Annotated in this window: 14 protein-coding genes and 5 pseudogenes; 6 read left to right on the forward strand and 13 right to left on the reverse strand. The window is 40.8% G+C overall.

Annotated features, from left to right (window positions below; all coding sequences use genetic code 11):
• Positions 1 to 100 (forward strand): annotated as a pseudogene (locus NDI33_RS13650) (IS982 family transposase); the annotation flags it as partial.
• Positions 101 to 662: 562 nt separating this feature from the next.
• Positions 663 to 851 (forward strand): annotated as a pseudogene (locus tag NDI33_RS13655) (transposase); the annotation flags it as partial.
• A gap of 711 nt (positions 852 to 1,562) precedes the next feature.
• Here the strand turns inward: NDI33_RS13655 and NDI33_RS13660 are convergent.
• From NDI33_RS13660 to NDI33_RS13695, 8 genes are read right to left on the reverse strand one after another with little or no spacing between them, the layout of a single operon-like run.
• Complete coding sequence (locus tag NDI33_RS13660; protein ID WP_190678814.1) at positions 1,563 to 7,049, reverse strand: ATP-binding protein; 5,487 nt, start codon at positions 7,047 to 7,049, stop codon at positions 1,563 to 1,565.
• Positions 7,050 to 7,052: 3 nt separating this feature from the next.
• The gene (locus tag NDI33_RS13665; RefSeq protein ID WP_190678815.1) at positions 7,053 to 8,726 is read right to left on the reverse strand and encodes a hypothetical protein; all 1,674 of its coding nucleotides are present in this window, start codon (positions 8,724 to 8,726) and stop codon (positions 7,053 to 7,055) included.
• Complete coding sequence (locus NDI33_RS13670) at positions 8,726 to 12,865, reverse strand: protein kinase (protein WP_190678817.1); 4,140 nt, start codon at positions 12,863 to 12,865, stop codon at positions 8,726 to 8,728. The genes NDI33_RS13665 and NDI33_RS13670 overlap by 1 nt, the downstream gene beginning before the upstream one ends.
• Positions 12,865 to 14,289, reverse strand: coding sequence for a restriction endonuclease subunit S (locus NDI33_RS13675; protein ID WP_190678819.1), 1,425 nt, complete (start codon positions 14,287 to 14,289; stop codon positions 12,865 to 12,867). Before NDI33_RS13675 ends, NDI33_RS13670 begins: the two co-directional genes overlap by 1 nt.
• Positions 14,286 to 14,927 (reverse strand): hypothetical protein, encoded by a 642-nt coding sequence (locus NDI33_RS13680; protein WP_190678821.1) that lies wholly within the window; start codon positions 14,925 to 14,927, stop codon positions 14,286 to 14,288. Before NDI33_RS13680 ends, NDI33_RS13675 begins: the two co-directional genes overlap by 4 nt.
• The gene (locus NDI33_RS13685; RefSeq protein WP_190678824.1) at positions 14,924 to 16,192 is read right to left on the reverse strand and encodes an AAA family ATPase; all 1,269 of its coding nucleotides are present in this window, start codon (positions 16,190 to 16,192) and stop codon (positions 14,924 to 14,926) included. The genes NDI33_RS13680 and NDI33_RS13685 overlap by 4 nt, the downstream gene beginning before the upstream one ends.
• Complete coding sequence (locus tag NDI33_RS13690) at positions 16,189 to 18,219, reverse strand: N-6 DNA methylase (RefSeq protein ID WP_190678825.1); 2,031 nt, start codon at positions 18,217 to 18,219, stop codon at positions 16,189 to 16,191. The genes NDI33_RS13685 and NDI33_RS13690 overlap by 4 nt, the downstream gene beginning before the upstream one ends.
• A gap of 60 nt (positions 18,220 to 18,279) precedes the next feature.
• On the reverse strand, positions 18,280 to 18,660 hold the full coding sequence (locus NDI33_RS13695; RefSeq protein ID WP_190678828.1) for a transcriptional regulator: 381 nt from the start codon (positions 18,658 to 18,660) through the stop codon (positions 18,280 to 18,282).
• A 612-nt stretch (positions 18,661 to 19,272) separates the two neighbouring features.
• On the opposite strand from NDI33_RS13695, the pseudogene NDI33_RS13700 reads away from it, so the two are divergent.
• Positions 19,273 to 19,470 (forward strand): annotated as a pseudogene (locus NDI33_RS13700) (IS1 family transposase); the annotation flags it as partial.
• A gap of 59 nt (positions 19,471 to 19,529) precedes the next feature.
• Here the strand turns inward: NDI33_RS13700 and NDI33_RS13705 are convergent.
• Positions 19,530 to 20,314 (reverse strand): annotated as a pseudogene (locus NDI33_RS13705) (IS5 family transposase).
• A 230-nt stretch (positions 20,315 to 20,544) separates the two neighbouring features.
• On the opposite strand from NDI33_RS13705, the pseudogene NDI33_RS13710 reads away from it, so the two are divergent.
• Positions 20,545 to 20,898 (forward strand): annotated as a pseudogene (locus NDI33_RS13710) (IS1 family transposase); the annotation flags it as partial.
• A gap of 470 nt (positions 20,899 to 21,368) precedes the next feature.
• Here the strand turns inward: NDI33_RS13710 and NDI33_RS13715 are convergent.
• Positions 21,369 to 21,731 carry a site-specific integrase gene (locus NDI33_RS13715; RefSeq protein WP_190678836.1) on the reverse strand — a complete coding sequence of 121 codons (363 nt, stop codon included), beginning with the start codon at positions 21,729 to 21,731 and terminating at the stop codon, positions 21,369 to 21,371.
• 204 nt (positions 21,732 to 21,935) lie between these two features.
• On the opposite strand from NDI33_RS13715, the gene NDI33_RS13720 reads away from it, so the two are divergent.
• Together NDI33_RS13720 and NDI33_RS13725 are read left to right on the forward strand one after the other, a co-directional pair.
• Positions 21,936 to 22,283: a hypothetical protein gene (locus tag NDI33_RS13720; RefSeq protein WP_242033281.1), complete on the forward strand. Its 348-nt coding sequence runs from the start codon at positions 21,936 to 21,938 to the stop codon at positions 22,281 to 22,283.
• 52 nt (positions 22,284 to 22,335) lie between these two features.
• Positions 22,336 to 23,166 carry a hypothetical protein gene (locus NDI33_RS13725; RefSeq protein ID WP_190678838.1) on the forward strand — a complete coding sequence of 277 codons (831 nt, stop codon included), beginning with the start codon at positions 22,336 to 22,338 and terminating at the stop codon, positions 23,164 to 23,166.
• A gap of 80 nt (positions 23,167 to 23,246) precedes the next feature.
• Here the strand turns inward: NDI33_RS13725 and NDI33_RS13730 are convergent, their stop codons facing one another.
• From NDI33_RS13730 to NDI33_RS13740, 3 genes are all read right to left on the reverse strand, one after another.
• A complete protein-coding gene (locus tag NDI33_RS13730; RefSeq protein ID WP_277878949.1) occupies positions 23,247 to 23,369 on the reverse strand; it encodes a hypothetical protein in 123 nt (40 codons plus the stop codon).
• Positions 23,370 to 23,619: 250 nt separating this feature from the next.
• The gene (cas5, locus tag NDI33_RS13735) at positions 23,620 to 24,264 is read right to left on the reverse strand and encodes a type I-MYXAN CRISPR-associated protein Cas5/Cmx5/DevS (RefSeq protein ID WP_190678841.1); all 645 of its coding nucleotides are present in this window, start codon (positions 24,262 to 24,264) and stop codon (positions 23,620 to 23,622) included.
• On the reverse strand, positions 24,261 to 25,106 hold the full coding sequence (locus NDI33_RS13740) for a DevR family CRISPR-associated autoregulator (protein ID WP_348245647.1): 846 nt from the start codon (positions 25,104 to 25,106) through the stop codon (positions 24,261 to 24,263). The genes cas5 and NDI33_RS13740 overlap by 4 nt, the downstream gene beginning before the upstream one ends.
• Positions 25,107 to 25,111 lie beyond the last annotated feature (5 nt).

Raw genomic sequence — 25,111 nt, forward strand, 5'->3', positions numbered from 1 at the left:
TCCTGTCAACTTTGCCGTCAATTTGATAGCCGGCTTAATTGCCTACTGCCACCAGCCCAAGAAGCCCTCCCTGATCAACGATGCTGCCTTGCCTGCTTAACCCGAACTCACGTTAAATAGATTTTTTAGTTTTTAGCACGACTTGAAATGTTATTAAAGATACACAAATTACTGAAAGAAAAGCCATCTGGAATTGATAGCACGACTAAGCTAATAGGTTCGCCAGACTGCTATCGAACTTCACAATAGACCTTCTGCATGAATTAGGAGGTCTAGTGCGATTGAAGATGTATGTGGCGAAAAGACCCAATTGTGAAAGATAGGGGCAAGGGGTGATTCCCATCTGGCTTCGTCCCAATTGGGTCTCAAGGGAGTGCAATCAAAAACTACCTCTTCAAAGATAGGGTAGCCGGATGCATTAAAACTAGATACTGCATTCAGTATTTAGCTTCTATCTGGATTTCTCTCAAAGGATGGGTTGCGGATAAAAATCAAGAGTGAAAATAAGGTTCCATATTAGGACACACTTTGTATATCCAACTTTTTAGAAATTTGTCTTGTAATTGATTTATTAATCCTCTGAAGAGACATAGATTTAAAGACGGAGTGTGGGACATGGTACAACCCGGTTTGAGGTGCGTTGTGTCAACTCCAGAAATTTGTCTCGTAAACGGTCGTTTGAGGCGTTACCTCGGCGTTGGGTGGTGGAAAGTACTTTCGCATGGCTCTATCAACAACGACGATTGGTAGTCGATTATGAGCAGTTGCCGGAAATCAGTGAGACAGTCATCTATGCGGCAATGACTCGCTTGATGCTACGACGCTTAACTCACAAAATGCGAACTGCTTAAGATTTGCTTTATAAACAATCTCTAAAATAGCCTACCTTCTACTTGGTAGATCCTGTCTCAGATTAGCTGTTTTTTTTGGCTGACTGCTTGGTTTGGGTTTGCTGCTTTTTAATACGAGTTTCATTATTTTTAAAAAGCAAACTGAAATTTAGCTACATCCAAATTGATTTTAATTTTGGATTAAGAAAACGATGTGCAGGTGTGTGCAGTGATGAATCGTTTGTAGCTCCCTGGAACTATCGACGCAGTAAATAATGGCGATGCCCTTGTAGCGCAAAGCGTTCTAATTTAACCCTTACAGTAAGATTTATGAGCAGAGCAAACAGTCTGTATAGTCCTTGCTACTAGGCTTTGAACCTTATCAACAGTAAAATATTTCTGTATGGCTTTGCCAAAAAAGACGTATGAGAATACAAATAATCTCAACGGTTTATCAAGCTATTTACCAGATGTAAAAAGATAATAAATTGAAAACTAGATAATAAAGTTGGAAACTCCCTGTTAAATATGGTTTACTGAAAAAGTCTACAGAGCAAATCTAGAATCCAGGCAGCTTGAAAAATACTAGGTTCGCCGCTTTGTTCCCAAATTTACTCAGCAATTTCCCACGAAGACGCAAGGGTTTTGAGTCTATAGAGATTCTAGCCTTGCACTTGTTTGGTAAAAAAGGTTCCCTAGAATCAATTTCTAGAATTATTCAGCAAGCCTTAACTAGAGATTAACGGCTGTTTTTGTGCTACCACCATGTTGGGTTACTCTAGGACGACACCTTATTTTTATGCTTCCTTTTGTAAAAGCCTCATCACTAGCTTTACCTGACCAAATATAAGCTTCTCCAGCACCAAGATGACTCATATTTTCTGAGGTTAGAGAATTAAGTGCGACATTAGCTTTTTGAATATGCTTCAGCCAAGCTGGTGAGTTGAATCTGTGCATTATTATATGTGAAGATAACTCGATTAGAGATATAGGAACTGATGGTGGGTCTTGTGAGGCAACCATTATGCTAGTACCCTTATGTCTCATTTCTCGAACTACCTCTATTAATCCAGCTACAAGGTCTGGACTTTCTATATATTTGTGAGCCTCATCAAAAACAACAAGTTTATTAAATTGCTGTCCTTTATTAGTTGCTTCTGAAAGAATTTGCAATAACACAACAAAAAGTCCCAAGGCTTCGTCTTTTTCAATAAACTCATCTCGTAAATCCACGATTATTAAGCGACCAGGAAGAATAGTATCAGTCAGACGACGGCTATCATCAATATATTCCGATGCAAATTCTAATCTAGTTCTTGCTAAATCTTTTAAATGATCTGGTAAAGAAGAGTTTTCTACACCTTGGAGAATTTCCTGAAGAGTTATTTGATCGCGTAATCTTTTCATAATTTGATTGATTTGACGCAAATACATACTTTGGCTACCAACAGCACCCATCAAAAATCTCCAGTGTGTAGCCTTTAGTTCTGATGCCGCAAAGGTAAGAGGAAGAACTTCTATATTTGGGTACTCAGCTTTTCTTTCTTCAAGTTTTGCAGAAGGAACAAGAATTACGACATCGTTAAGCGCCTCTGGTTCTGCGCCAAACCTTTCCCTTAACAGAGACACCTGAGAAGACTCGGAGTTGGGCGAAACCATTGAGGTAAACTCTGGTTTGTAATCTTGGGTTGGACTGTAATGAAAAATTACAGTTGCTAGAGGACTTGGCAAAATATTGATATTTGAAATAGGCATACAAGCCATTTCAACAATACTGCCTAATGTGTAACTTTTCCCTGCTCCCTGAACTCCAAAAAGGCTGATGGTATGAGTTTGATTCAAGTCTAAGGCAACCTTACGCTCAGATGTTTCTCCTAAAATTCCATACTGAGGTGTTAAAGATTGAACACCAAGCATTATGTCATAAGTTAGTTCAGTTTGAGGTGCTTCATCAGTATTTATCTCTGGTGGTGAAAGTAAGACAATATTTTCAGGTGATTTAATAACCTCAACGGGTTGGGAAATCTCTTGCTGTTCTTGTTTTGTTTTAGGTTCTACTTTATTAGCTTCGATTTCTACATCCAAATTTAAGGATGTTTCAGGAGAATTTTCTGTTGAGATAACTACTGGGGCGGATATTTCAGGCTGTTCTTCTTTTGGAGAAATATTTTGTTCTGTTCCCTTTGTAATATCATCCCAACTTGTAGAGCGTTCCCTTGATGGGACAAGAAAAGCGGCTGAAGCCAGACGAGGGATTGAGTCTTTAACGTCCCTTTGTTTTAACTCTTGTGTAATCTCTTCTTGCTCAGAAAATTCAGTTATTGGTGTGAGGGCTGGTTGTGCTAAAGCAATTAATTCTTCAATTACATCGATACCGATGCGATGAAATTCAATTTCTCTGTCATACTCCGGTGGTGTAGTTAGCAATTTATTTAAATCAAAAATCAGCGCACTTTGAGTAAATTGCAATGTATAACCATCTTCTAAGGTTGCTAGTAAAATTCTGGCTTCATTAGCAGCCTCTTTATCGATTAATTCATATCGCAAAGCTCGGGCTAAATAAAACCCTAATATAGTTGCAAATTCACGAATTTTCAATAGAAAATCCGGTCTTTCTTGTGGCTCGAAGTGGAGACATAAAACCTTTTTAGATTGATTAATTTGTTTTAATATTTCCTCTTTCAATCGATTAAAATCACTATCACTTCCCACTTGCTGATAGCATTTTACTTCAACCAAATTACAAACTATAGTCCGAGTTGTGAGATTTAGGTCGAAAAGAGCTAAGTCTGTCCTTTGAAGGGTAACTGAGTTACCCAGAGCTTCTGCTTGCTGCTTTGCTTTCTGAAATAATTCAATATGGGCATCAAGCGGCAGTATAATTTGGTTTGATAAAGCGCCTTGATACTGCAAAAATAGACGAGCTAAAGCTAGTCCTAGTGCCTCTGTCTGCTGGGAAGGGGATGAAATTAGTTTTAATGCTAGTCGTCCAGACAACGATCGTAGTTGCTCAAGGATAAGCCGTGTATTCCTTTCTTCAGCTTTTAATCCGTGTCGCTCTAGTACCTGGGACAATACTGATTCCAGTTCTGATAAAGAGCGCGAGGTAATGACCAATCGATGTCCAGCACTAGCAGTAGCATCAGGAATATAGTCAACCAAGTAAGGCGGGCGATCGCTCTGACCACCATGATCGAAAAATTCAATGCCGATATTACGATCAATGGTGAAGACCCAATCACAGACATTATGAATATGGTGCAATAATTCCCGTTGTTCTACATCTAGGCCCAACGTTACCACTGGACGATTTTCAAAAGCTGGTTTCCCTGTAGCAACACTAACAGTTGCGCCGGACATTATTTTTGGTAAATTAGCCAATAAATCAATCAAGCTCTCTGCGCCAGGAAGAGGAAGTGCATCTCCATGACACGGTTGTCGCCACCAGAAAGTACCGCTTTCATCATCTTGGAATTTGATAACAAAGTCTTGAACTAGACCATGTAGCGATGCAATTTCTTTTGGTTGGAAGGGTGGCACTGAACCAATTTCTTTGGCAGGGAATAAATCTATCAGTATGCTGATGTGGGCTTGGTATTTATTTTCTGATTCTGGATTACGAAAATCCTCAATGGAATGAACTGCCAAACTTAACTTTGGAAATAAATAATTTCCACTAGATGTAGAAAAAGCATCAACTTCTCCTGAAGTTATGTTGGAAGTTGGTATGAGGAGTTGTTCTATAGCTTCACCAACTCCTGGCGCTTCTGGGTCGGGGACAAATAAGCGAATTTCGTACCGTAAATCTTGAAATGCTTCCCGCTTTTGCAATAAAATCATGGCATCTGCAAGGATGGTGGCACGACCTGAGTTAAAAGCATTAATGGTGAGTGTGCGGATATAAGGGTTTTGTGCCAAATACCTTTCAATCCTAGAAGCTAAGACTTCAGCATTTACGGCAGCACCAATGGTAGGTTCTGGTAGTCCAAAAGCAGCACAAACTTCCCCTAACAAGCCGCGTGTGTTTTCTTCGGTTGATGGGGCATACAACGACCAGAAGAGATTAATATTATCAACGGTAATAAAAACTCTGCCATCAGTTAGGGGCAAAGTTGGGGGTACATTTAAAGGTACAACCCCCCGCAAAATGCTATCTCGCGCAGAACCTACATATTCTTCTTGTCCATTGTAGGTGGCAGCAACCCAGGATTGTGCAACTTGACTCCATGTAGTTAGCCATAAGGCACGTAGCGGATGGGTTGGCCCCAATAATATAGCTTCCCGTGTTTGCCCCTGGAAGTCTATAACTTCCAAGCGCACGATATCTACCAAAAGTACTTTTTTCAAATCACTGAAAGATTGCCAGTCTGAACCATTACTTTTTTCTACTTTGCGGCACAAGTCAACTAATAGTTCGCTGTATGCGGCGGCGTACTCATAACAAAAGTCTTTCAAAGCAATAAAATTAGCTGCCTGAGAAATAAGGTTCTTATCTCCTGAAAGAATGGCAGCAAAATAATCAGCACGGGTTGATAAAAAACTTGATGCTAGTGTTGATTTTGGAAAATCAATAATATCTTGTGAGGGGGAACCAACTCCACCCATTTTGACTTGTAATTTCCAACCTACGGGACTTTGTGGAGATATTAATATTGCCAGTTCTAAATCTTTTAAGCATGGTGCTATAGGGATACGAAATTTGCCATCCCGACCAAATTTAATTTCTAAGGCTTCTTGGGCTGTACTGCGAGTTTGGCTACTTTTTTCAGCCCATACTACATCTTTAAGAGTAACTGTTTTGGGATCACGATGCTCGGAAATAGTTGCAAACTGAAGTTTCAGTTTAGCGTGTTCTAAGCTTGTTTCTTCAGAAAACTTTATTTCTGGTGGTTCTGCATCAATTTCAGCATTGGGAAGTACATAAAATAATTCACTCTCATAAGGCTTGATCTGGGCAAGAGTTGAACTATTATCTGGTTCAACTAAAGGTATTGGATCATCATTATCTGTCCAAGGTAAAATCCTAACAAAATGCCAGCCTTCTTCAAATTCAAATTTATCGAGTTTATCTAAAATAACACTTTTATTTTGACTTTGTGTTTTCCATATTTTAACTTTTTTAGCACTTCCAACAGTACAACCATCTTGCGTCATAATTTGGATGCTAAGGTGAGCTAGCCCTTCTATTTTTTGAGGGTGAGGGTCTACCTTAAATTCCACTTTAAATTTTTTCTGCTCTTTGGGAACTAGTACTTGTTGACCAATAAGGCTTTGTAAATTTTGATTGGGTTCATTATCTTGAACAAATGTTAGCCCAATATTTAGAACCTCTATCAATACTTTATCAGGACTAACTTCTTCATAAAATTTCCATTTGTCAAAAGAAATATCCCAATTTTGGGGATTTACTACAATTTGCTTAGTCCAGATACGAGGGTCTTCTAAGCCTATTCCTACTAAAAATTCAGTTAATCTATTCTGAACTATTTTGTCTATTAACTCTAAATCTAAAATTCTACCTCGAATCGATTTATCAAAATTTAAGGTAAGTTTTTGCAGCGATTCTAAATTCTTGCGGATTTTAAAAATGGTAGTTGTAGGTTCATCAAACAAATGAAAATCTGGAACCAATCCCAATTCATATAATGCAGCACCAAGGGTATCTCCATCTATTCCATTAATCGCTGCTGTTTGTAAAAAACGTACTTGTGTTACTGCATTAGTCCAACGCCATTTTTCTTGGGTTAAATACCTCAAAATATCTTTAACATAACCCTGTAGAGGTGTCGGAACTTGCTGAATGAGTTTTTGAACCAGTTGTTGATAAACATCAGCCAGAGAAATTTCTTCAAATGATGCAACGTTGAAGGAATCTTCTGCATTTGTTTGCAGATTAGAGGGTAAAAATACAAGTAATGGTGGTCGCAATGAACCATCAGGTACAGGGTTGCGAAGTTCGATTAACTTGGTAGATGAAATATATAAATCTGCATCGTCAGTATTTTGACCGTTACCATTCAAAATAAAAATCTGTGCTTCTGGGACTTCTCGACGCAAGCTGCGTGTCAGTACCATCATCAGATGCGAGTCTAAATCTGCGACTCGCATACAATGGCCTTTGCTGCGTGAAGCAAGAATATCTCGCAGGCGCGGCAATAATAATGATTCTAAGGCTTGAGTTAATTCATCGTCCTGAAGTTCCTGAAAACCTTGGCTCATCTGTTACGTCCCTGAGTTCTCAGTAGTTATGGTATAACGAGGAGTCACTGTTTGGGTAACATAGGCATCCGAGAGGTCTTGGAAAAATCCAATTTCGCGCAGACGAGTCTTAAAAGCTGTAACATTTTTTCGCAGTGCCTGTTGATCGACAATACTGGGTTGTCCGAAGCCATCACCAGGGGGTAAGCGGTCAATGTAGAGACCATAGCGATCGCGTAACAATGTTAGCAATTCATCAACTCTAATTTCACGGGTCACAAAGCTTGTTCCTTTTGGTTCTAAAACAGCAATTTGTAATATTACTTCAATTAATCGACTTCCTAGAGCAAACCAGCGTGGGCTACCTTTAGCACGAGATTGGCGTAGCAAGCCTAAATCACTATTTTTTAGCAACAAAGCATCCAAGCATTTAATAATCCCCTCCCGATGGTAACTGCCTCGAAGAGCTACTATTATTTCTATGTAAGTATCAAATTCTCCCAAATTCATATTTATAATGCGTTGCACTTCTGGAGGAATGGAAGATTCTGCTCCTCCTTGCTGATACCTTTCTATGAGTGGCGTGATTCTTGATTTAAAATAATCCTCTCGCTCTTTATTTTTAGAAGAATGTAAAAGTTGTAGAACTTCTCCAACAGAGAAATAATTACCAGCAGGTGATAACCTATTTCTTGTTTTTAAATATTCAGCCATTTCATCCAATTTTTTAGTAATGAAATGGGCTTCAATATAACCCGGTATGCGGCGGTAATGATTATCTGCACTATGACGAGCCAACTCGGTCATATGGGGGTTGGTGGGGTCGCCCATATCAACTACTAGCCCAATACGGTACGAACAATCGCCATGCGGTGAAGATGTTCTGGGTTTTACGGGACAGCGATCGCACGTTGGGTCACTTCCACACCGCTTTACTAACGCTGGTAAAAGTTTCATCAGGCGCAGGTGGTAAAGCCCTAAATGAAATGACAACAGCGTTTTAAGGTAATCCACCAGAACTGAGCGGGGCATATAATTTTCATAGGTCAGCAAACGAAGAATATCATCTGCTAGCAAGTCTGCTTGACCAATACAAAGAGGGGAATATCTTTCCGGTTCTCTGGAACGGTCTTCAGCATCTCTTGTCACCTGATTATCAAAATGTAGAATTGCCTGAGTTTCTACATCAATTTTTTGGTCTGAAAGCAAAATGCGGTCAGTTTGTTGGTCAAGCCCCGCAAAAATAAACTCCTTCAACGCATCCCTTGCAGCTTGACCCAAACCTTGACGGGCATAATAAATCATCCAGTAAATTTGCTCAGATGAACCATAATCTCTAGCGTGTTTGGTATTTCTGTATTTATAAGCATTACCATGTAGTGGTCGAGGCGATACAACAGCTTGAGTCGCTTTTCCTCGATTAACTAAATCTAACAAATCAGTTTCTAGCCATTTATAAACAATATCCTTATAGTCAGCAAAGCCAACAAATTTATCCTGATTTTCTTCTTCTAAAAATTCTTCTAAAAATTTATCTATAGTTAATATAGTGCTGGAACTTCTAACTCTACCTGGATAGCCATCAAATTTCAATCGAGGAAAGAAGTTGAGTAAAGCCCTGTCGATTTCAATATGCTTATAGTCAACATAAGTTATTTTACTAAGTGCAAAAGCTTTGTCTTTTTTATCGAGTCCCATTAAATTCCTTCTTGGACTTGTGCCAGCGATAAATTACCAACTTCATTGCGGCTAATATTATAAAAATCTTGTCCGGTTTCTGTGAGCAAAACTTCTCGGTATGGGGCTGAAGCCAAGAGATTTTTGAATACTGCTAAACTTCGGTAAAGCCCTTGTTGTTCTTCAACACTGGGACGATAGCCATCATCAAGTCTTTTCAGCATTTCATATACGTCCAAGTTTATACTTAACTCTGCATTATGGCTCATCACAGAATGATACTGAAGGAAGAAGGCTTGTGGCAAAAATTCTATAAAACAAGTAATTCCTGCAACTTCACGAAGTTGAATGCTAAAACTTTGACTATCAAATACACGGTAACTGCGGATAGTACCATTGTTGACTTGGCGGACTCGTAGGGCTAGTTTATTCCCAAGACGAGACGGGTTTCTCAGACCCTCGCCCCTGTTAATAGCGCGTAAAAGTGGTTGCACTTCCTTGGTTAAGTCTTCCTGTTTTGTTACTAACTTCAAAAAATATTCAAAGTGACGGTAGGGTAGCATTTGTTGCCATCCTGAATCACGACGTTCAAAGTATTGCCGCCGCCGTAGCATAGCAATATATTTCTTATATGCTTTTTGACCATATTTTTCGATTTTACTTGAATAGTCACGAGGTAGTTCCTCGAATGTCCTTTGTAATAAATGGTCATCATTGTGACTGCGGTTTGAGAAGTTAAACCGCCCCATTTCTTTAGCCCCAGGTTCTAAAAATGCAAAACTGCGGTCAAGGCTGGGATTGCTGGTTTCTCCAACATCAATTTCTCGCAGCAGGGAAATTAGACGATCGCCTGAATCCCCTATACCTCCCATCCAAGAATTAAAATAAAAGCCATCAAGGATGTGTTGTAGTGCTTCGGGAGTGCTTTGACGATAAAGTTCGTGAACCTCGTCGCAATCCCTTGTTCCTGCCAGCATGAAGGCTAAAGCAGAACGTAAATCCCGTAAGGTTATGTGTAAGCGTCCCCGCAGGTGAGTTATGGTATATAAGGTTTTGAGCCTTTTAATCACCTTGGGACTTGCTTTCTCATCTATGAAGGTTTGGGCATTGTGGAAGATATAACATCTTTCTTTCAAGTCGCAACTACCGCAAGCTTGCCAGAAGCGCGGTTCAGTCATGCGGCGGATTAATCTATCAAAAATTGAGTTATTTTCCTCACCTAAGTCGGCGACTACTGAGCGAAGATTCAAGTTGATAACTGCAACACCCTCTTTTGGATCTGCACCTTTTATACCATTGTTGACAATTTTAGCGAGTTTGGGAAAGCGACTTTCATGTTCAGATAAAAAGTCAACTAGGCGGCCTTCATTAATTGCAATTAACCGCGTTTCGTTGGTTTGCCAATTTTTTGTATTTGACCCTTGGAAGGGAGCTAAAAATTCTAACAATACTTCGTTATTAACTTTATCGCCTTCATCTTGGCTGCCGTCATAATTGGTAAAGAAAGTTCGTCCTCCTATCTGGAACTCGGAACCGTTTAGTCCTCGTTGCAATCGAATGTTTTCTTTCTCAGCTTGCTTTTCTAATTGTTGAATAAAGGCTGTTTTACCATCACCCGCATTACCGGAAACAATCACCAAGCTAAATTGACCCGCTAAAATTGCAGGTTGTAATTCTTGGTCTAAAAGTGTAGGCACATAAGTTAGTTCGCCTATTTTATCTAATCCCCTAGTTCCAGCATTGGTTTGTTGACTCTGGCTGTACAAGGTAAGCAGATGGCTAACAAAGAGATTGAAATTAGGTTTAGAAGTGTCTGTTAACGTCGCTGGTAGTGATTCAGTTGTTAGCTGGGTTGGTTGAGGCACCTTTCTGGGGTGTTTAATGCTATCTAACACCTCAGCGAATTCTTTAGCAGAAGAAAATCTATCAACCCTGCGCGGTGCGATCGCCTTGATCAAGAATTGCACTAATTCTTCACTCAAATCCTTACAAGCAGTAAAACTTAGTGGATTGCGGGGTTGCTTGTCTCGCCTTAGCTTGGGGTCTTGGTCGTCGAAGGGATATTTACCTGTAATGCACTCATAGAAAGTGATTCCCAGTGCATAAATGTCCCGGTCAATTTTTTGGGCTTGATCAATTTGGTCTAAATCTAGAGTCAAGTCAAAATTCGGTGGGATATATGCCCTAGTTCCGCCGCCTGTCATGCTTTCATCTCTTTCTGATACAGCGACGTTAAAATCAATGATGCGGACTCCCTTGTCTGTCAGTAACAAGTTGGAAGGCTTGATATCTTGATGATAAACACTATTTTCGTGCAGATGTACTAATCCTGCGGCAGTTTGTAGTGCAATTGTTACTGCATCTTCCAAGGAAAGGGCTTCTGTTTCTAAGAGTTTTTCTACATCTTCACCATCAATGTAATCAAATAGGATGTATGGTGTATCATCTGGAAATTTACTAGCAAAAATAACTTTGACAATATAAGGATGTTCGGGAATATTTAGGAGTGTTTTGTATTCTCGTACCAAGCGCTGATAAATTGATTGCTTGTCGCGGGTGATAAGTTTCATTACCAAATCTCTGTCTCCCATCGAATCAAATACTTTGTAGGCTACACCAAATCCACCTTGACCGAGACACTTTTGAATAATAAATTGATTACCAAGAACATAATCTGCTGGTAAATTCCGCAAGTCTATTTCAGCTAAAGATTTAGGGTTTTCCCCCGTATTGAACTGAGGTATTACTGGTGATTTGGGTGTAATGATATTGTTGAATTCCACCAGTGTAACTGCTGCACTTATAAAGCGTTCTTCAGGGTCAAAAGCGCAAAGTTTCTGCAACCATTCATCCATACCTGCTAGAAGGTCTGGTTTATAGGCGGATGGTTTCTCTGGGAAAATACCATCGCACTCAAAAACTTGGGAAATATTCTCAAAAGCTGTTTGTCCCGTTAATAATTCGTAAAACACCAACCCCACGGAGAATAAATCTGAGGCGATACTGGCTTGGCTGGGGTCGCGGTAACATTCAGGTGCTTGGTAATTATAGTCAAGCTCATCCACAATATCTTCTGCAATGGTACTGCTGCGGTTTTTTGTCACTCTAGCGTAGTCAAAACCAGTCAGCCGCGCATTCCCATCAGGAGTGACTAAGATAGCATCTAGTGTCAGGTTGCGGTGAATTACTTCATATTTGTGGGCGTGGTCAAGGGCTGAGAGAATATCTTGAATTATGCCAATTTTTTGGTCAAAAGTAAGTGCTAAGCTTGGTTTTCTAACGTGCTGGCTGAGTGGTTCTCCGGCGATATCTTCTATAACTAAAATGAATTTATCTTCTGCTTCGGTAGGGAAAAATTCTGTTAATTTTAATATATTTGGATGACCAGGCATCTGCACCATTGAACGATAAGCATTGCTAATCAGATTGCGTTGGCGATCACGGATGCTTTGTTCTTGGTAGGGGTCAACTTCATAAACGCGCAGTCGGGCTATTCCGCCGCGTTTACCGAGAAAAATATGCTTGGCGCGATATTCTGTATATTTATCTGGGGTTCCTCCTAGTTCCTCTTCTATTTGCCATTCACGGTAAATAGGAGGCGCAGATTTGGGACGGGCTTTACCGATAATTGCTTGTTCAATATTAGTGTGAAAGGAACGAATATCCTGCAAACGATGACTAGGAATATGACTTTTACCTTTGAAATAAGTCAGGCATTTTTGATTTAGGTAAGTGATATCATCCTCATCAGAATTCCCATGAGCCTCAACATGAGAATTGGGGGCTGTCATTAAAATTGCAGCGTGGACGTGAATTTGTTTTAGGTCTATTTTGGTGGGATGAGTATCACAAATTAAAGATTTGATAACCTTAGCATTTTGTCTGCACTTTGCTAATGGCGCACCAATATTACCTCGTCCTTCTGGATACCATTTTGAATTATAAATATCAATCAGTCCGTGAATACCTTTAACATCAATAATAAAAATGCTGTGAGGGGCGATGATGGCTAGGTCAATTTCATATTTTTCTTTGCCTTGAGGGATTTCAAAATTATGAATTATGGTATAGGTATCAGGTAAGTTATCGCGGAGCAACTTAATTGCTTGGCGTTCAGATTCGTTGACTGGTTCACCAATACGAATGACTTTAGCAACCATCAAGCACCTCCATTCTCAATAGTATTTTCAACTATTTGTACTGCCTGAGCTTCTATTTGAATAGCCTGAGCTAAATCTTCCCAGGCATTAAAGACTGGTTGCCCAATTGATTGCCGAGTTTTTTCGTCTGGCCAAGGGATAATAACTTGTTCTACGTGTTCAGAAACTACTCTGGGAATACTGTAACCATACGCTTGTCTTTTAAGAAGTCTTTGACCATAATTACTTCTTAAATAAGCATAGATGTAGCCAGCATCAGCCTCATTATGTGGAACTAATCTGAATACATCATCAGCACAGAACATTCCATCAAGATGTGAGTTTACTAAAATTGGCCATCCAAATATTCCGTTAAGTTGTCCTGCCGCTTGAAAAACGATCCAACCTTTTTTTAGCAAGTAAGTTTCAATATCTTTAGATTTTTTACTAACAAATCTCTCTGGCGATGGACTTATTCTATAAATATCATTTCCACTTACAAACGCTGGCCCATAATTTTCTGAGTCTACCCACTGTCTTTTAAAAATATTTGGCTTAAATAGATTTTGAGTAACAGAGCTATGAGCAAGAGTTAGAATATCGCAGTTAGCTTTTGTAATCGCCTTTTCTGCTTCTAGGGCTAAAGGTGAATGAAAAGCACCATCAAAGCGCATTCTTAGAGAGCTAGAACTAACCCCTGCTACTAGAGGTTTGGATATTTCATGTAAATCTGGTAATCGAGGTAGCTGTAGTTTTTTTTCTAAAATTTTATCTGATTCATACAAAATACTTAATGCTTTTGTTCTCTTAATAGAAGCTTCTTTAATTAATTCATTTACTGTTTCTTCAATATCTGTACCTAATCTTGGCACTGGTAAATCAGCAATATGATGAGGTAATAGATTAGGAATAATACTACCAGTCTCTTTTTCAATTACGATAGGAATACCAAACTTACTAGAAATAAAACTATAAAGATAACCAGGTAAAATTTTTTGCGCGTCAGCAACTATACGCATAAAATTAGTTGAGCCTGCACAATCGCTCATTTCACTTCGGCAGTAAGCCAGATTTCCAACAGTTCCAAAACAAGTAATCAAAATCCAACCTTCTTTTAACTCTAGTCCCTTTTTATACTGCTCAAATACTTTCCTAGATAAAAGAGGTGCGTCATTAAAATCTGCTGCTAAAATATTAGTGTTTCCTAAAAAACGGATTCCATATCTTGGATCTTCAACATAAACTCGCTTAAAGTAAGGTGCTATAAAAATACCATCAATCCCGTTTACAGTCAGATCCTTAAGATGCTCCTTTTTAAATGACAACTTTTCTAGAATAGCTCTAGCTTCAAAAGCCCCTGACAGATATGGACGACTATCCAAACGCCGCCCGTTATTTTCCATCCAAGAAGACATTACAGGAAAGTCTAGCTTAATCGTTTTCATTCTTTACACTCCTCAACTGAAAACCATTGCTGCATTTTATTACACAGCATTTTAAATGCTGTATCTGTACATCCACTAACAGAAACCTTGCTAGTTATCTTTTGATATATTGCTGATGAGCGAGGAGTTCTTGAACATTTCAAAGCCTCTTCAACAGCTTTCTTCGGGTCAGCAGGTTTTAATACCGAAGCATCCCATAAACCTTTTTGTTCTAACCACTGTCTTAAAGAGATATCTTGCTTAAATTGGAAAACTTTTTCTACGTGATGATTACCCTGTAGTATCCAAATCTCCAGTTCTGGGTCAATTACAATCACGGCACAATTCTCTTCCTCCCAACCAGTCTTAGTCAAATTATTCATAATGTTATTATGAATTTTTTTTACTCCAGGCGACCCATCCCAAGCATTATCTAATACCACAACAGCATAGCGATGGGTTCTTTGATAAGGACGTATTAATTCATGGGCGCGGTTATACACACCTGGGTCACTACCCGCTTCAACAATAATGTCCTGTTGCGGGTCGAAATCAAACTGGCGAATTCCCAGACTTTCATGGAACTGCTTTCTTGTAAAAAAACCTGTAAAAGCAGCCTCCATATTTTTATCAGCCAGCAAAAATATACAATCTCTCATCCCAGTACCCCTGCTGCAAACAAGGAACCAAGGTCGATACTTCCCCGCCAATCTTGTAAACGCGGATGTTTATTTCCGGGAATTGCCTCTGCACCATTTTCTTTACTACTTCGCATCACAATCACTGATTCTAGTTCGGAATGTGCCAACACTACAGGAGAATGTGTAGATACCCAAACTTGAGAATCATACACCGAACTCAAAGATTGCAATATTACCTCAATTGCTCTAGGGTGAATCCCATTTTCTGGTTCTTCCAAGAAAATTAAGCTATGTGCTTGAGGCAGATAAGGCAAAATGGTCAGGGCTAAAATATGCAGAGTTCCGTAAGATAATCCTGAAGAAGTAACAACATGATTACCCGAATAAGTTAATTTTAGGTAGGCGTGATAATCTTCTTCACGTTGAATGGCTTCTATCGCCACAATATTGGGCAAAGCCATTTTGACGTGTTCTACCCAAGACTCAAATAAGTCTAGCTGTTCTTGTTGCAAATTCAGCACTAACCAAGGCAGATTAGCACCATCTGAACGCAAGGTTTTAGGCTGACCCGGCGGACAAGCTCTCCGCAGCACAGACCAACTTGGTTCATAACGCATTACGCCTTTTTCTAAAAGATTTCTGAACCAAATAGACGCAGAAAATTTATCAATATCACGGGGTAAATTTGCTAAAGCTAATTCTTGGGGTTCCAGTCGCAAGCGAACCTTAGTGTTGCTTCGGTCTTCTTGTTTCAGAATTGTTGGTAAACCTGATTCTCGCCTAATAATTGTTTGCCAGTAACGAGGGCGTTTACCTCCTATTCCCCAGCCTTCTTTCGGTTCAGAAACCTTCTGCGGAACAATATATAAAAATTCATCAGTTAAATGAAGCTCAATCCTATTAAAAATTTGAAACCGAATTTCATACCTAATACTCTGAGGATGCCTATTTTTATCTTTTAAAACTGTGGGTGGTGCATCTTTAAGCAATTTAATAAGAATTTCTTCAGGTAAATCAGCTTCTATGGCAAAACCAAAATAATTCCCTCTGCCATAATGCAGCAATTCTTGTAAATTTTGCGCTCTCGGACTGCCGCCAATAGAAGGAGATTCCAAAAAAGCTGGGATTAATCCCTGTGATAGAATTTCGCTTAATAATAAAGGAATATCAAGCAACGTACTTTTACCCGTGCCATTCGCACCAGCCAAAACATGATATTGACCGAGTTTAATATCAAGTCGCTCAAAGCAGCGATACTTAAAAGCTTCTATTCGAGAAATCATATACCTGGAGTTGGGTATTCTTGGCGGAACTCTCGATATTTTTCGGCAATTACAGGCAGGTCATCATCGAGTATCTTTTCTTTTCGTTTTAAAGGACGTTCAATAATACGTTCCCCAATCCGAATTCTTTCTATTTTCTCTTTCACAACCACAATTTCTTCACCATCAGGAGTCCGTTTATAAAGCGTATTCCCCCGACGGTCAAATCCTACCTTCTCTGCAACTGCCATAAATACAGGATAGTCCGTCTTACCTCCCAAATCCTCAGCCCTAATTTCCTCTTTAGTTTTCTTCTTCAGGAACAGCAAACTCGTGAGAATATTTACATTCGCCTCAACAATAAATGCCTCGACTGGAATATCCACACTAGCTAATACCCAAGAATGACGCAGAATCCACCACCGGATATATTCAGTTCCAGGATTGCCCAAAATGCCATCTGGCAAAACAATCCCCATCCTCCCCCCCGGTTTTAGCCAGTTCAGACAACGTTCAATAAACAATACTTCCGGCGCAACACTTCCCTGAAGTCTGCCAGTCCTGCGAAAACTATTATCGTCCGTGCGTTCCCAAGCGTAAGCTAATTCAAACTGCTTGAGTGTATTTTGATCTGTAATCGGAATATCAGAACCAAAAGGCGGATTAGTCAACAACACATCAATGGATTCTAGGGGAATTTCCTTTTTGGCTGGTTCCAAACCGTCCAAATGCCCGTTTGGAAAATCCACAGAGTTGATGTGATAAAGATGACCCCTGCCATCTCCCGCCATTACCATATTCATCTGGCAAGCTTTAATGAGAAACGGGTCAAAATCCGCACCAAACACTTGCTTCTCGGCAAACTGGCGCAGGCGTTCATTGACAGACAGAAACTCCTCAGTAGTCTCAAATCCTACTTGCACATTTGCATTTTCCCGAAACTTCTTCATCATATGCGCCAGCACTGCCACCAAAAATCCCCCGGTTCCACAGGCTGGGTCTAAAATCCGCTCCTTTACCTGGGGGTCAAGCATTGCCACCGCCAGCTTGATAATACCCCTTGGTGTAAAGTATTGTCCGCGATCGCCGCGCAAATTCGTACCAACAATCTCTTGGTAAGCTCCCCCTTTAGCATCTACATCTGTGCGTGTAAAGTCATACTTTGCCAACTCAGAAACTATAAAAGCAAGGGCGCGGTCAGAAAGGGTAATTTCCTCATTTCCCCTGAAAAGATTGCTGTAATTCTTTTTCACATCTTCAAACAACGGTATAAGCCGCTTGCGGATTTCCTTGCGCCCCTCAGTGTCAAACTGTTCCTTCGGCCCCGCCCAAAATCTCCGTTGACCACGAGGCGATTTCTGCTCATCGTGCATTTTGCAGAAAATCAGGTATAAAAACTGCCAAAATGCCGCATCCTTGGGCATTCCTTCATTCCCGTGAATGAAATTATGGCAGCGCCGGAAAGCCACACGCAGCATTTCTGGATCAGCCTTGCGGGTACGCGCACTAGAAACTACTTCCTGTGTGTCTAAAGATTCATCCGCAGGGGGCCAATCACCTATCGGCTCAAATCGGTCTTCAAACCGCGTTTTTTGCTTTTCTAAGTAAAAGAACTCTAAACCATTCGTCCACAAACCATACTTACAGGAGTCAATATGCTCCATGATGGTTTCTAGTTCTTCTAAATCCTTCGCTGCTTGGTCGTAATCTCGAATCCTAACCGCATTTCTGCCGACCTTCGGTTCTTGGCGACAAACCACCACCCGACTTAAATTTTGAACTGTATGCTCCTGGTCGTGGTGAAAAATGGCAATATCCAGCTTTTTCCGCTTCCCATTAATAGAAACTGGGAAATCAGCCGCCATATCTTCCACCGAAATTGCATTCTCATGAAACAGCGCCCGTGCAATCCGTTGACGCACCTGTTCTTTTGGCGTATCCTTGAGACTTTTCTCACCACTAATAAAGTCAAGGATATAGCCATCAGAAATAGTGAAATCTTCTGTATCAACTTCTAAATCAGGGATAGGCAACTGTTTTGATTTCATGTGTTAATGACATTTTCCTCATTCCCCTCCTCACTTACCGCAGGGAGAGGTGGGCTTTTATTACTCAGAGACAGCGAGTATTGTATCCGAGGATGGGTCTCCTAATATATCTCGCTTAATAAAGTGCTCAACTTTACCAAGTTGCTCATCAGAAAGTTCCTGAGCCATCACCAAACGCACCAATTCTAGTACCTTTGGTCTTTCCTTCAGCAAAGTCACTACATCTGGGTCTGTGGAAGGACAAAGCCGAAATAGTACATCAGGATCAGCAGCTAAAGCTTTTGCTAATGCTTTTATAAATTCTGGCTTTGGCGGATGCTCCTTACCCCGTTCGATACGGCTAAGGTAAGCAGGCGAGATCCCAACCATAGTAGCCGTCTCCCGAAGCCCCAGGTTCTGAGCCTCTCGAAGCTGCCTGATTGTTTCTCCAAACTTGGTCATCTCTCCAAACCATTATTGCCTGTTATGCAACACTAAACATTTTTGTAGTCAACAGTCAATTGTATTTTGAGTAGCAATTGAGAAGCTAGCAAAGAGATCATATAGCACATTCCCATAAATTAGTTTCTCTCGAGGTGGCATCAGTAAAGTCAATATTGTCCAAACTGACATAAAAGAAACTAACTTCCCGCAAATTGGCTTTTCTGAAATAATTTTTTTAAAACTTAGCCCTGCAAAAATTAGTCTCTTTGAGAAAAGTACCTTCTATAGTGCAGTGGTAGAAGGAACTAGAAGACAAGTCAGTATAGCTCAAGCTCACCCGATTGAGGTTGCAGTCAACGAAACCAAAGTATGCGAAAATACGTCGCAGCTTGGCTCCTTTTAGATTGCATCTGGTAAAGCCGCCATCCGACAAATTCTCCTGTCAGATAACAAATTATTTATCACTATTAACACATTAGGGTCGTTAATCCAAAAACCTTTCAAATATTTTACAATAGGGGTTTTGGGTCAAATAACATTTTGGGAGAAATTCCTCTGTAAAGTCATAAATTGTCGGTGGTACTCAAGATGTAATGATAGAGGAGTAGAGTTTTTTGCTGGTTCCCTCCCATGCCTGCGTGTCCTATTTGTGGGTCTTCCAAAACGGTCAAGAATGATCGCATCCACAATGGTAAACAACGGTTTAAATGCCAAGACTGCGGACGACAATTTGTTGAACAACCGGCTAAAAAAGTAATCGACCAAGCGACACGGGAGCTGATTGACCGATTGCTATTGGAACACATTTCTCTGGCTGGAATCGCTCGTGCCGCCCAGGTTTCTGAGAGGATGTTTGAAAAGTCAAAGCGAGTCAAAAATCATGCCAGTCATCTGACCATGATACGAATCATCGCTATGTATATAAAACTCTCCGAAGTTTCCGGTAGCCTTTCATAATCCTTGCTTAAACGCCGACACCAATTAAGCCATCCAAAAGTTCTTTCTACAACCCATCGCTTTGGTAACGAGACAAAACCCTTTTGCTCCAAAGGTCTGAGGACAATTTCCACAATCCATCGAAACATATCCATAACCCAATGCATAAAATCTTCCCCCCGATATCCCCCATCCATCCAAATAGTATTTAACCGTTTAACCTGATCTCCCATCAGATGAACTTGATGGAGAACTTTCTTAGCTCCCTCGCGTTCTGAAACACTCGCAGCAGTAACCAAAACCCGTAAAACTAGCCCTAACATATCCACGCTCAGATGTCGGAAAGCGTCCATGTATCTTTTTGCCTGCGTCATAGCCCACGTCAAGAGAAATCATGGTTGCGGTTTCCACTGATTGGCTGTCAACTGCGGCTTCGGATGGACGCTTGTTCTCGGAGAGCCGCTACCCTAACCCACTGATAAAGCTTGTCGTGTACCTTCAACCAAGTCCCATCTTGACGCCACGCTCGGAAATACCCGTAGACTGTTGACCAGGCTGGAAAATCTCCGGGTAATGCACGCCATGTACATCTTTGACATAATACGTAGAGAATGGCGTTCATCACCGCGTACATGGCTGTGGTACGAGGACGACCGCCTGTTTTTGCTTCTGGAAACAGGTCGGCAATTAATTCCCACTGTTCCCACGTTAAATCATTAGGATATGCTTTAGTCATTCGCTCACAAGGTGCTGGTTTCTACAAATCTCAGCATAAGCTTTGTGAGCTTTCTTACAATAGCTCCCCACTTTTCAAACATCCTCTGAACAATGGCTGCTTTCCCTATGTTAATGAGAAATATGCTTAGGTGCCCCTCGATTGTGCAGACGGCACCCAAAAAAGGGGAGCCGTGAGGGTTTCAATACGATGAATTATGGTCATTCGTGGACAACACTCGTGAGATTGTCGGCGTTTACATTGGCGCACGGAATGAAGCCACAGCACGCAATTCATGGGAATCTTTGCCTCCGGTTTATCGTCAGTGTGCCATCGCCTATACCGACTTTTGGGTAGCCTATGGGGCAGTGCTACGCCCGCAAACGACCGAAGAGCCGTCGGCAAAGAAACTGGAAAAACCAGCTACCGAAGAGCGATTCAACAATACGCTGAGGCAACGGGTATCTCGGCTAGTCCGAAAAACCTTGTCCTTTTCAAAATTGTTGGAGAACCACATTGGAGCTATCTGGTATTTTATTCATCACTACAATGCATCATTACTTGTGCAGTACTACCCCCCTTTGTTCGACGTTTCAGAGCCATAAACTTGGGCTGGCTCCAGAAAATCGGTTTCTATATCGTCATACTTAACTTTCCTGACCTACCCGACAATTGGAGATAGCATTGATAACGTTGCGGCGGCTTCCAAGATTTGTTCGTCACTAACTTCTAGGTAAGCTGACAGATGGAATCAGTCGTAGTGTCTTGAGTAAGGTGCAGCATTAGATTGGATGTACCCGACTATCTCTAAATCTTCCAACCGGGTATTTTTTTTGTGGATTGCCCTCCAAGCGCCCGTGCCAATTGGCACGGACTCCATAGTAGATCGATTTAGGAACGCCGGAAGTAATAATTCCACTCATCCGAGGCACTGAAAAGCCTCTGCTGTTTCGGATCGGGGGCTTAAATATTTCCTCTATCTGTGCCAGGGTGTTGAGCAATTTAGAGAGGTGTTGGAAGCGATAGGAGAAATCTTGTTAGCAGTGCAAAATCAAGGCTGGGATAAAAATTTGGGTTAGTCCTCCTGACTAATCAGCGCTACAGCTAGGGCTAAATCTTCCGGGGAAGGTTCGCAGTATCGCTTTGTAGTTTCCAAACTTTCATGCCCAGCTAAAGCTGCAACCATTTCCAAGCCAACACCAGCGTCGATTAAATTTTTACAAAAGGTATGCCCGAGAGAATGGGGTGAGAAATCTTCCAAATCGCCTTTGTATTTTTCAATCAGATTTTGGATACTGTGAGGATTGAGTTGCCCCTGCTGCCCAACAAAGATAGGTTTTACCGCTCCACGATTTTTGTAATATCCAATTGAGAGCAGTGCCAACCGAGCATCATTGAAAGTCAAGTGAGATAAAAGCGCAGTGGAAGTGTATTTCAATTGAAACCAAGCTTAGTTTCCCCAGCGTCACCTTAACGCAAACATTTCTGAGAAAAATACCCTGCTAGCTGTAGTTGGGCTTGATGTCGTATTTAAGTGCTAACGCTACTAAGCCTCTAAACCAATTCTATCTTTATCCCCATCAAATTTGTGGGGGTCAGGAGACAGCACTTGCGGGTAATATAGCTTCAAGCACTTGCCACAGTGGCAAATCGGATAGCTATGGAGATTGCCCAAAAGACACCTGCTCAAAGACACTGGGATGCGTTGAATACGTATCTTCATCCCACAGAGCAGCCAATGGAACTCAATGAGTTTCTCAAACACTGGGACGTGTCGCGGGAGGATTTAGCTTTTATTTGCGAATGCTCACTGACTACCGTCAATCATTGGTTTTCCCAAGGCACTGACAGCAGAACACCAAGCAGTAGGCACAAACAGCGCCTAGCCCTGGCACATCATATCTGGAAGGTAATTGAAACTGAGCCGGATTACGTGCAACGTCTACGAGAAATGTATCAAGAAAAACCGCGTCGAAAAAGCCAGGAATAGGTTTTGCCATTTGGCAAGTTTTTCTTGCCACTTTTAAAAGCTAAAGCCTAGGATGGAAAAGTTCCCCCTATCCTTAGACATGAGCTTAACTTCATTTTTAAGTCAACCACATTTTAGAGAAAAATTTAAACAGGAATTTCCTAAACCAAGTTTAAAGATAAAGAAGGAAATCCTTGCTCCCCCCCTAACCGAAGATAATCCCTTAATTGGGACGGCGTTTGACTACCTACTACGCTTTCAGCTCAAGCAGTTGAATCCTCAAGCCTGGTCTGGAAATTGGGTAGCAGAGAGAGCGATTGAGCTTATGGTAAGAGGCAAGGGAGAAGATGTTTATCAGAAAGGAAATCAAATTATTTCAAAGATTAAAAAGCCTTATCTTGAGTTTTTAGAAACCGGGGAAATCACTGACAAGCTGATTGAGTCAGCTTTGAGCTTGAGCAAGCTCGACTTTTTTTACCGGACAAGAAAATTTGATAAAACTCAGACAGACAGTAGGCACGTACAAGACTTAAGAGGATTAATTGAGCAGTTTAACCCGGATATTTTTCCTTCTGATGGAAAAATAAGTTTAAATCCTGAGTTTGGTTTAGGTTCTGTCATCGTCGGAGGTGCTGATGCCGATTTAGTGATTGGTGATTTATTAATTGATGTCAAAACCATTAGTACCCTTGAACTCAAGCGCGATGACTTTAATCAGTTAATTGGCTACTATACCTTATCGAAAATAGATCAAATTGATGGCACGGACCCCCAACAAGAAATTAAGCGCATAGGGATATACTTTTCTCGCTATGCTTACCTTCACGTTATAGAAGTTGACCAGGTAATCGATCCAGCTAAATTCCCAGCATTTTTAGAATGGTTTAGAGGGCAATTCAATTAAATTCTGCGGATTTAATTGAGGTTTTAAACCGGATGTTAATCCAGTCGTAGTGGGAACAATCCCAATGCATCAGGGGAGTTTCAGCCTCTTAGAAATTCGTAAATCTCTTCCTGAGCAGCGCCTATAGACATAAAGCCACGAATCACAGCCTCCATTGCAGGAATCGCTTGACTTTCTAATTCCTGAGCAACGCCTATAGACATAAAGCCACGAATCACAGCCCTTCTCAAACGTCTAGTTAGCTAAGGGCTTAAAGTCAATATTACAAGCATCTCTCTAAGAAGCTGCCTAAAGTTACAAATATTCTTCAATTTAGTAACTCTATTAATAGCTGAAATTCATGCCCAACAATACTTTCAGCAACTCGCAAGCAGCTTTAAGCGTTCCTCAAATTCTGAATCAATTACTCTATTAGCATTACAGCCATTTTTCCTGATTCAATCTCCTCACCATTCACAGATGCTTGCAAGGAGCTTGAATGGCCGTCCAAGAAGAGTCTGGTGGAGACTGGATAGCTATTTCCTCCAACCTATAACGCAGCCACCGCGTTCCTCTTGAGCCAACGTGGTCAACCCAATAAGGTAAAGTCATTAATCCTTCATCATCTCGAATCAACCACCGCCTAGACTCACTACGATAATCATTAGATACCAACTTCACCACGTTAACCAAATCATTACTTTCTCCCAGGTACAAGCAGCCAAATCGTTGAACAGAACTAGGATGCGTCAGTGCTTGTTCTACCCTTTCACAAAGAGTCGGCTGTACTCGCTCTGCTTCAGACGCTAACCAGACAATAAACTTAATATCCGTCAGAATCTCTTGGTACTCAGGTATGGTATTTCTAGCATCACTGTAATCTTTGACTTTAAAACGCCGCAACTGCCGCAGCACCTTAGATGTTCTCGGTTGAGACAGCATGGCTATTGCCAACTGTACTCCACAATGTTTGTAAGAATCTGTTTCTCCCACTAAAGAAAGCAACATTCCGTGTACAGTTGACGGAGGAGGGACGGGATAAGTTTTTCCATATTCTCTCCCATGAGACTGACGGAACGTAGCAAAAGGAACCTCAACATAGAGAGCTATCGAACTCATGATGATGGTTGAAACTCAGTTAAATTTAAATCTCTAACAATAACTCGTTTTAAATCAGTAACTGTTTGTTCTCTACCTCGAAATATATGAGCATCCTTGAGATGTAGATTTTTAGCAACCTTGCCCCCAATCCATAGTTCGCTACCCTTAATGTCTCCTACTTCAACTTCTTCAATCAAGTCAGAAGATATTATAGGTTCTAGTTCTAATGAATGTTGTTCAAAACAATAGAATAAATGGGGCGAATTCTTCTCAGTCCAGCGTAACACCATACTTTCGGGAGAAAAATCATAGCAAAACACATTATTGTTTCCCCCTACCTTACGGATAGACATCAATCCATCTAAAACAGCAAAAATTCGAGACTTGTCTTTAAGGTGATTAGGGTCTAGCGCAAACCCATATTGATAACGGGTATTATGATATTCGTTAGAATGAAGCGATGTTCGGTCTTTTTCTCCACTCTTAGCATTAAACGTCATAGTTCCATTGTAGAGGGTTAAAGAAATTGCCCGATTGACACCTAATGCTCCTAATCGTGGTATTGACTTCCCTTTAGTTTTTTTTAGTTTTTTCCCTTTATCCGGTTGATCCGGAGGTTCTGATTCTTCTTCAATTATTTCTAATTTCGCGGCTTCAGTCCCCATGTAACCCAATACATCATCATCAATAAATCGAACCGGGTCAAAATTCCCATCAATTAATTGATGTGTGAACGTATCTGCGTCCCAAACCCGATTAACTGGATAACCTTGTTTTTGCCAATAGTAACGTAATGCCCAACGAATAGCATCTCCAGAAACGGTGGAATGAAGCTTATCGTGCCAAGGAACTTTCTGCAAAGTAG

Origin of the sequence: Trichocoleus sp. DQ-A1 (assembly GCF_039961955.1) — a bacterium.
Classification (GTDB): domain Bacteria; phylum Cyanobacteriota; class Cyanobacteriia; order Cyanobacteriales; family FACHB-T130; genus FACHB-T130.

Coding starts and splice junctions, on each gene's coding strand:
- NDI33_RS13670 (WP_190678817.1), bottom strand. CDS start 12,865: ATGGTTGCTAAAGTCATTCGTATTGGTGAACCAGTCAACGAATCTGAA.
- NDI33_RS13685 (WP_190678824.1), bottom strand. CDS start 16,192: ATGATTTCTCGAATAGAAGCTTTTAAGTATCGCTGCTTTGAGCGACTT.
- NDI33_RS13690 (WP_190678825.1), bottom strand. CDS start 18,219: ATGAAATCAAAACAGTTGCCTATCCCTGATTTAGAAGTTGATACAGAA.
- NDI33_RS13680 (WP_190678821.1), bottom strand. CDS start 14,927: ATGAGAGATTGTATATTTTTGCTGGCTGATAAAAATATGGAGGCTGCT.
- NDI33_RS13675 (WP_190678819.1), bottom strand. CDS start 14,289: ATGAAAACGATTAAGCTAGACTTTCCTGTAATGTCTTCTTGGATGGAA.
- NDI33_RS13665 (WP_190678815.1), bottom strand. CDS start 8,726: ATGGGACTCGATAAAAAAGACAAAGCTTTTGCACTTAGTAAAATAACT.
- NDI33_RS13730 (WP_277878949.1), bottom strand. CDS start 23,369: ATGTCTATAGGCGTTGCTCAGGAATTAGAAAGTCAAGCGATTCCTGCA.
- NDI33_RS13695 (WP_190678828.1), bottom strand. CDS start 18,660: ATGACCAAGTTTGGAGAAACAATCAGGCAGCTTCGAGAGGCTCAGAAC.
- NDI33_RS13725 (WP_190678838.1), top strand. CDS start 22,336: ATGGAAAAGTTCCCCCTATCCTTAGACATGAGCTTAACTTCATTTTTA.
- cas5 (WP_190678841.1), bottom strand. CDS start 24,264: ATGAGTTCGATAGCTCTCTATGTTGAGGTTCCTTTTGCTACGTTCCGT.
- NDI33_RS13660 (WP_190678814.1), bottom strand. CDS start 7,049: ATGAGCCAAGGTTTTCAGGAACTTCAGGACGATGAATTAACTCAAGCC.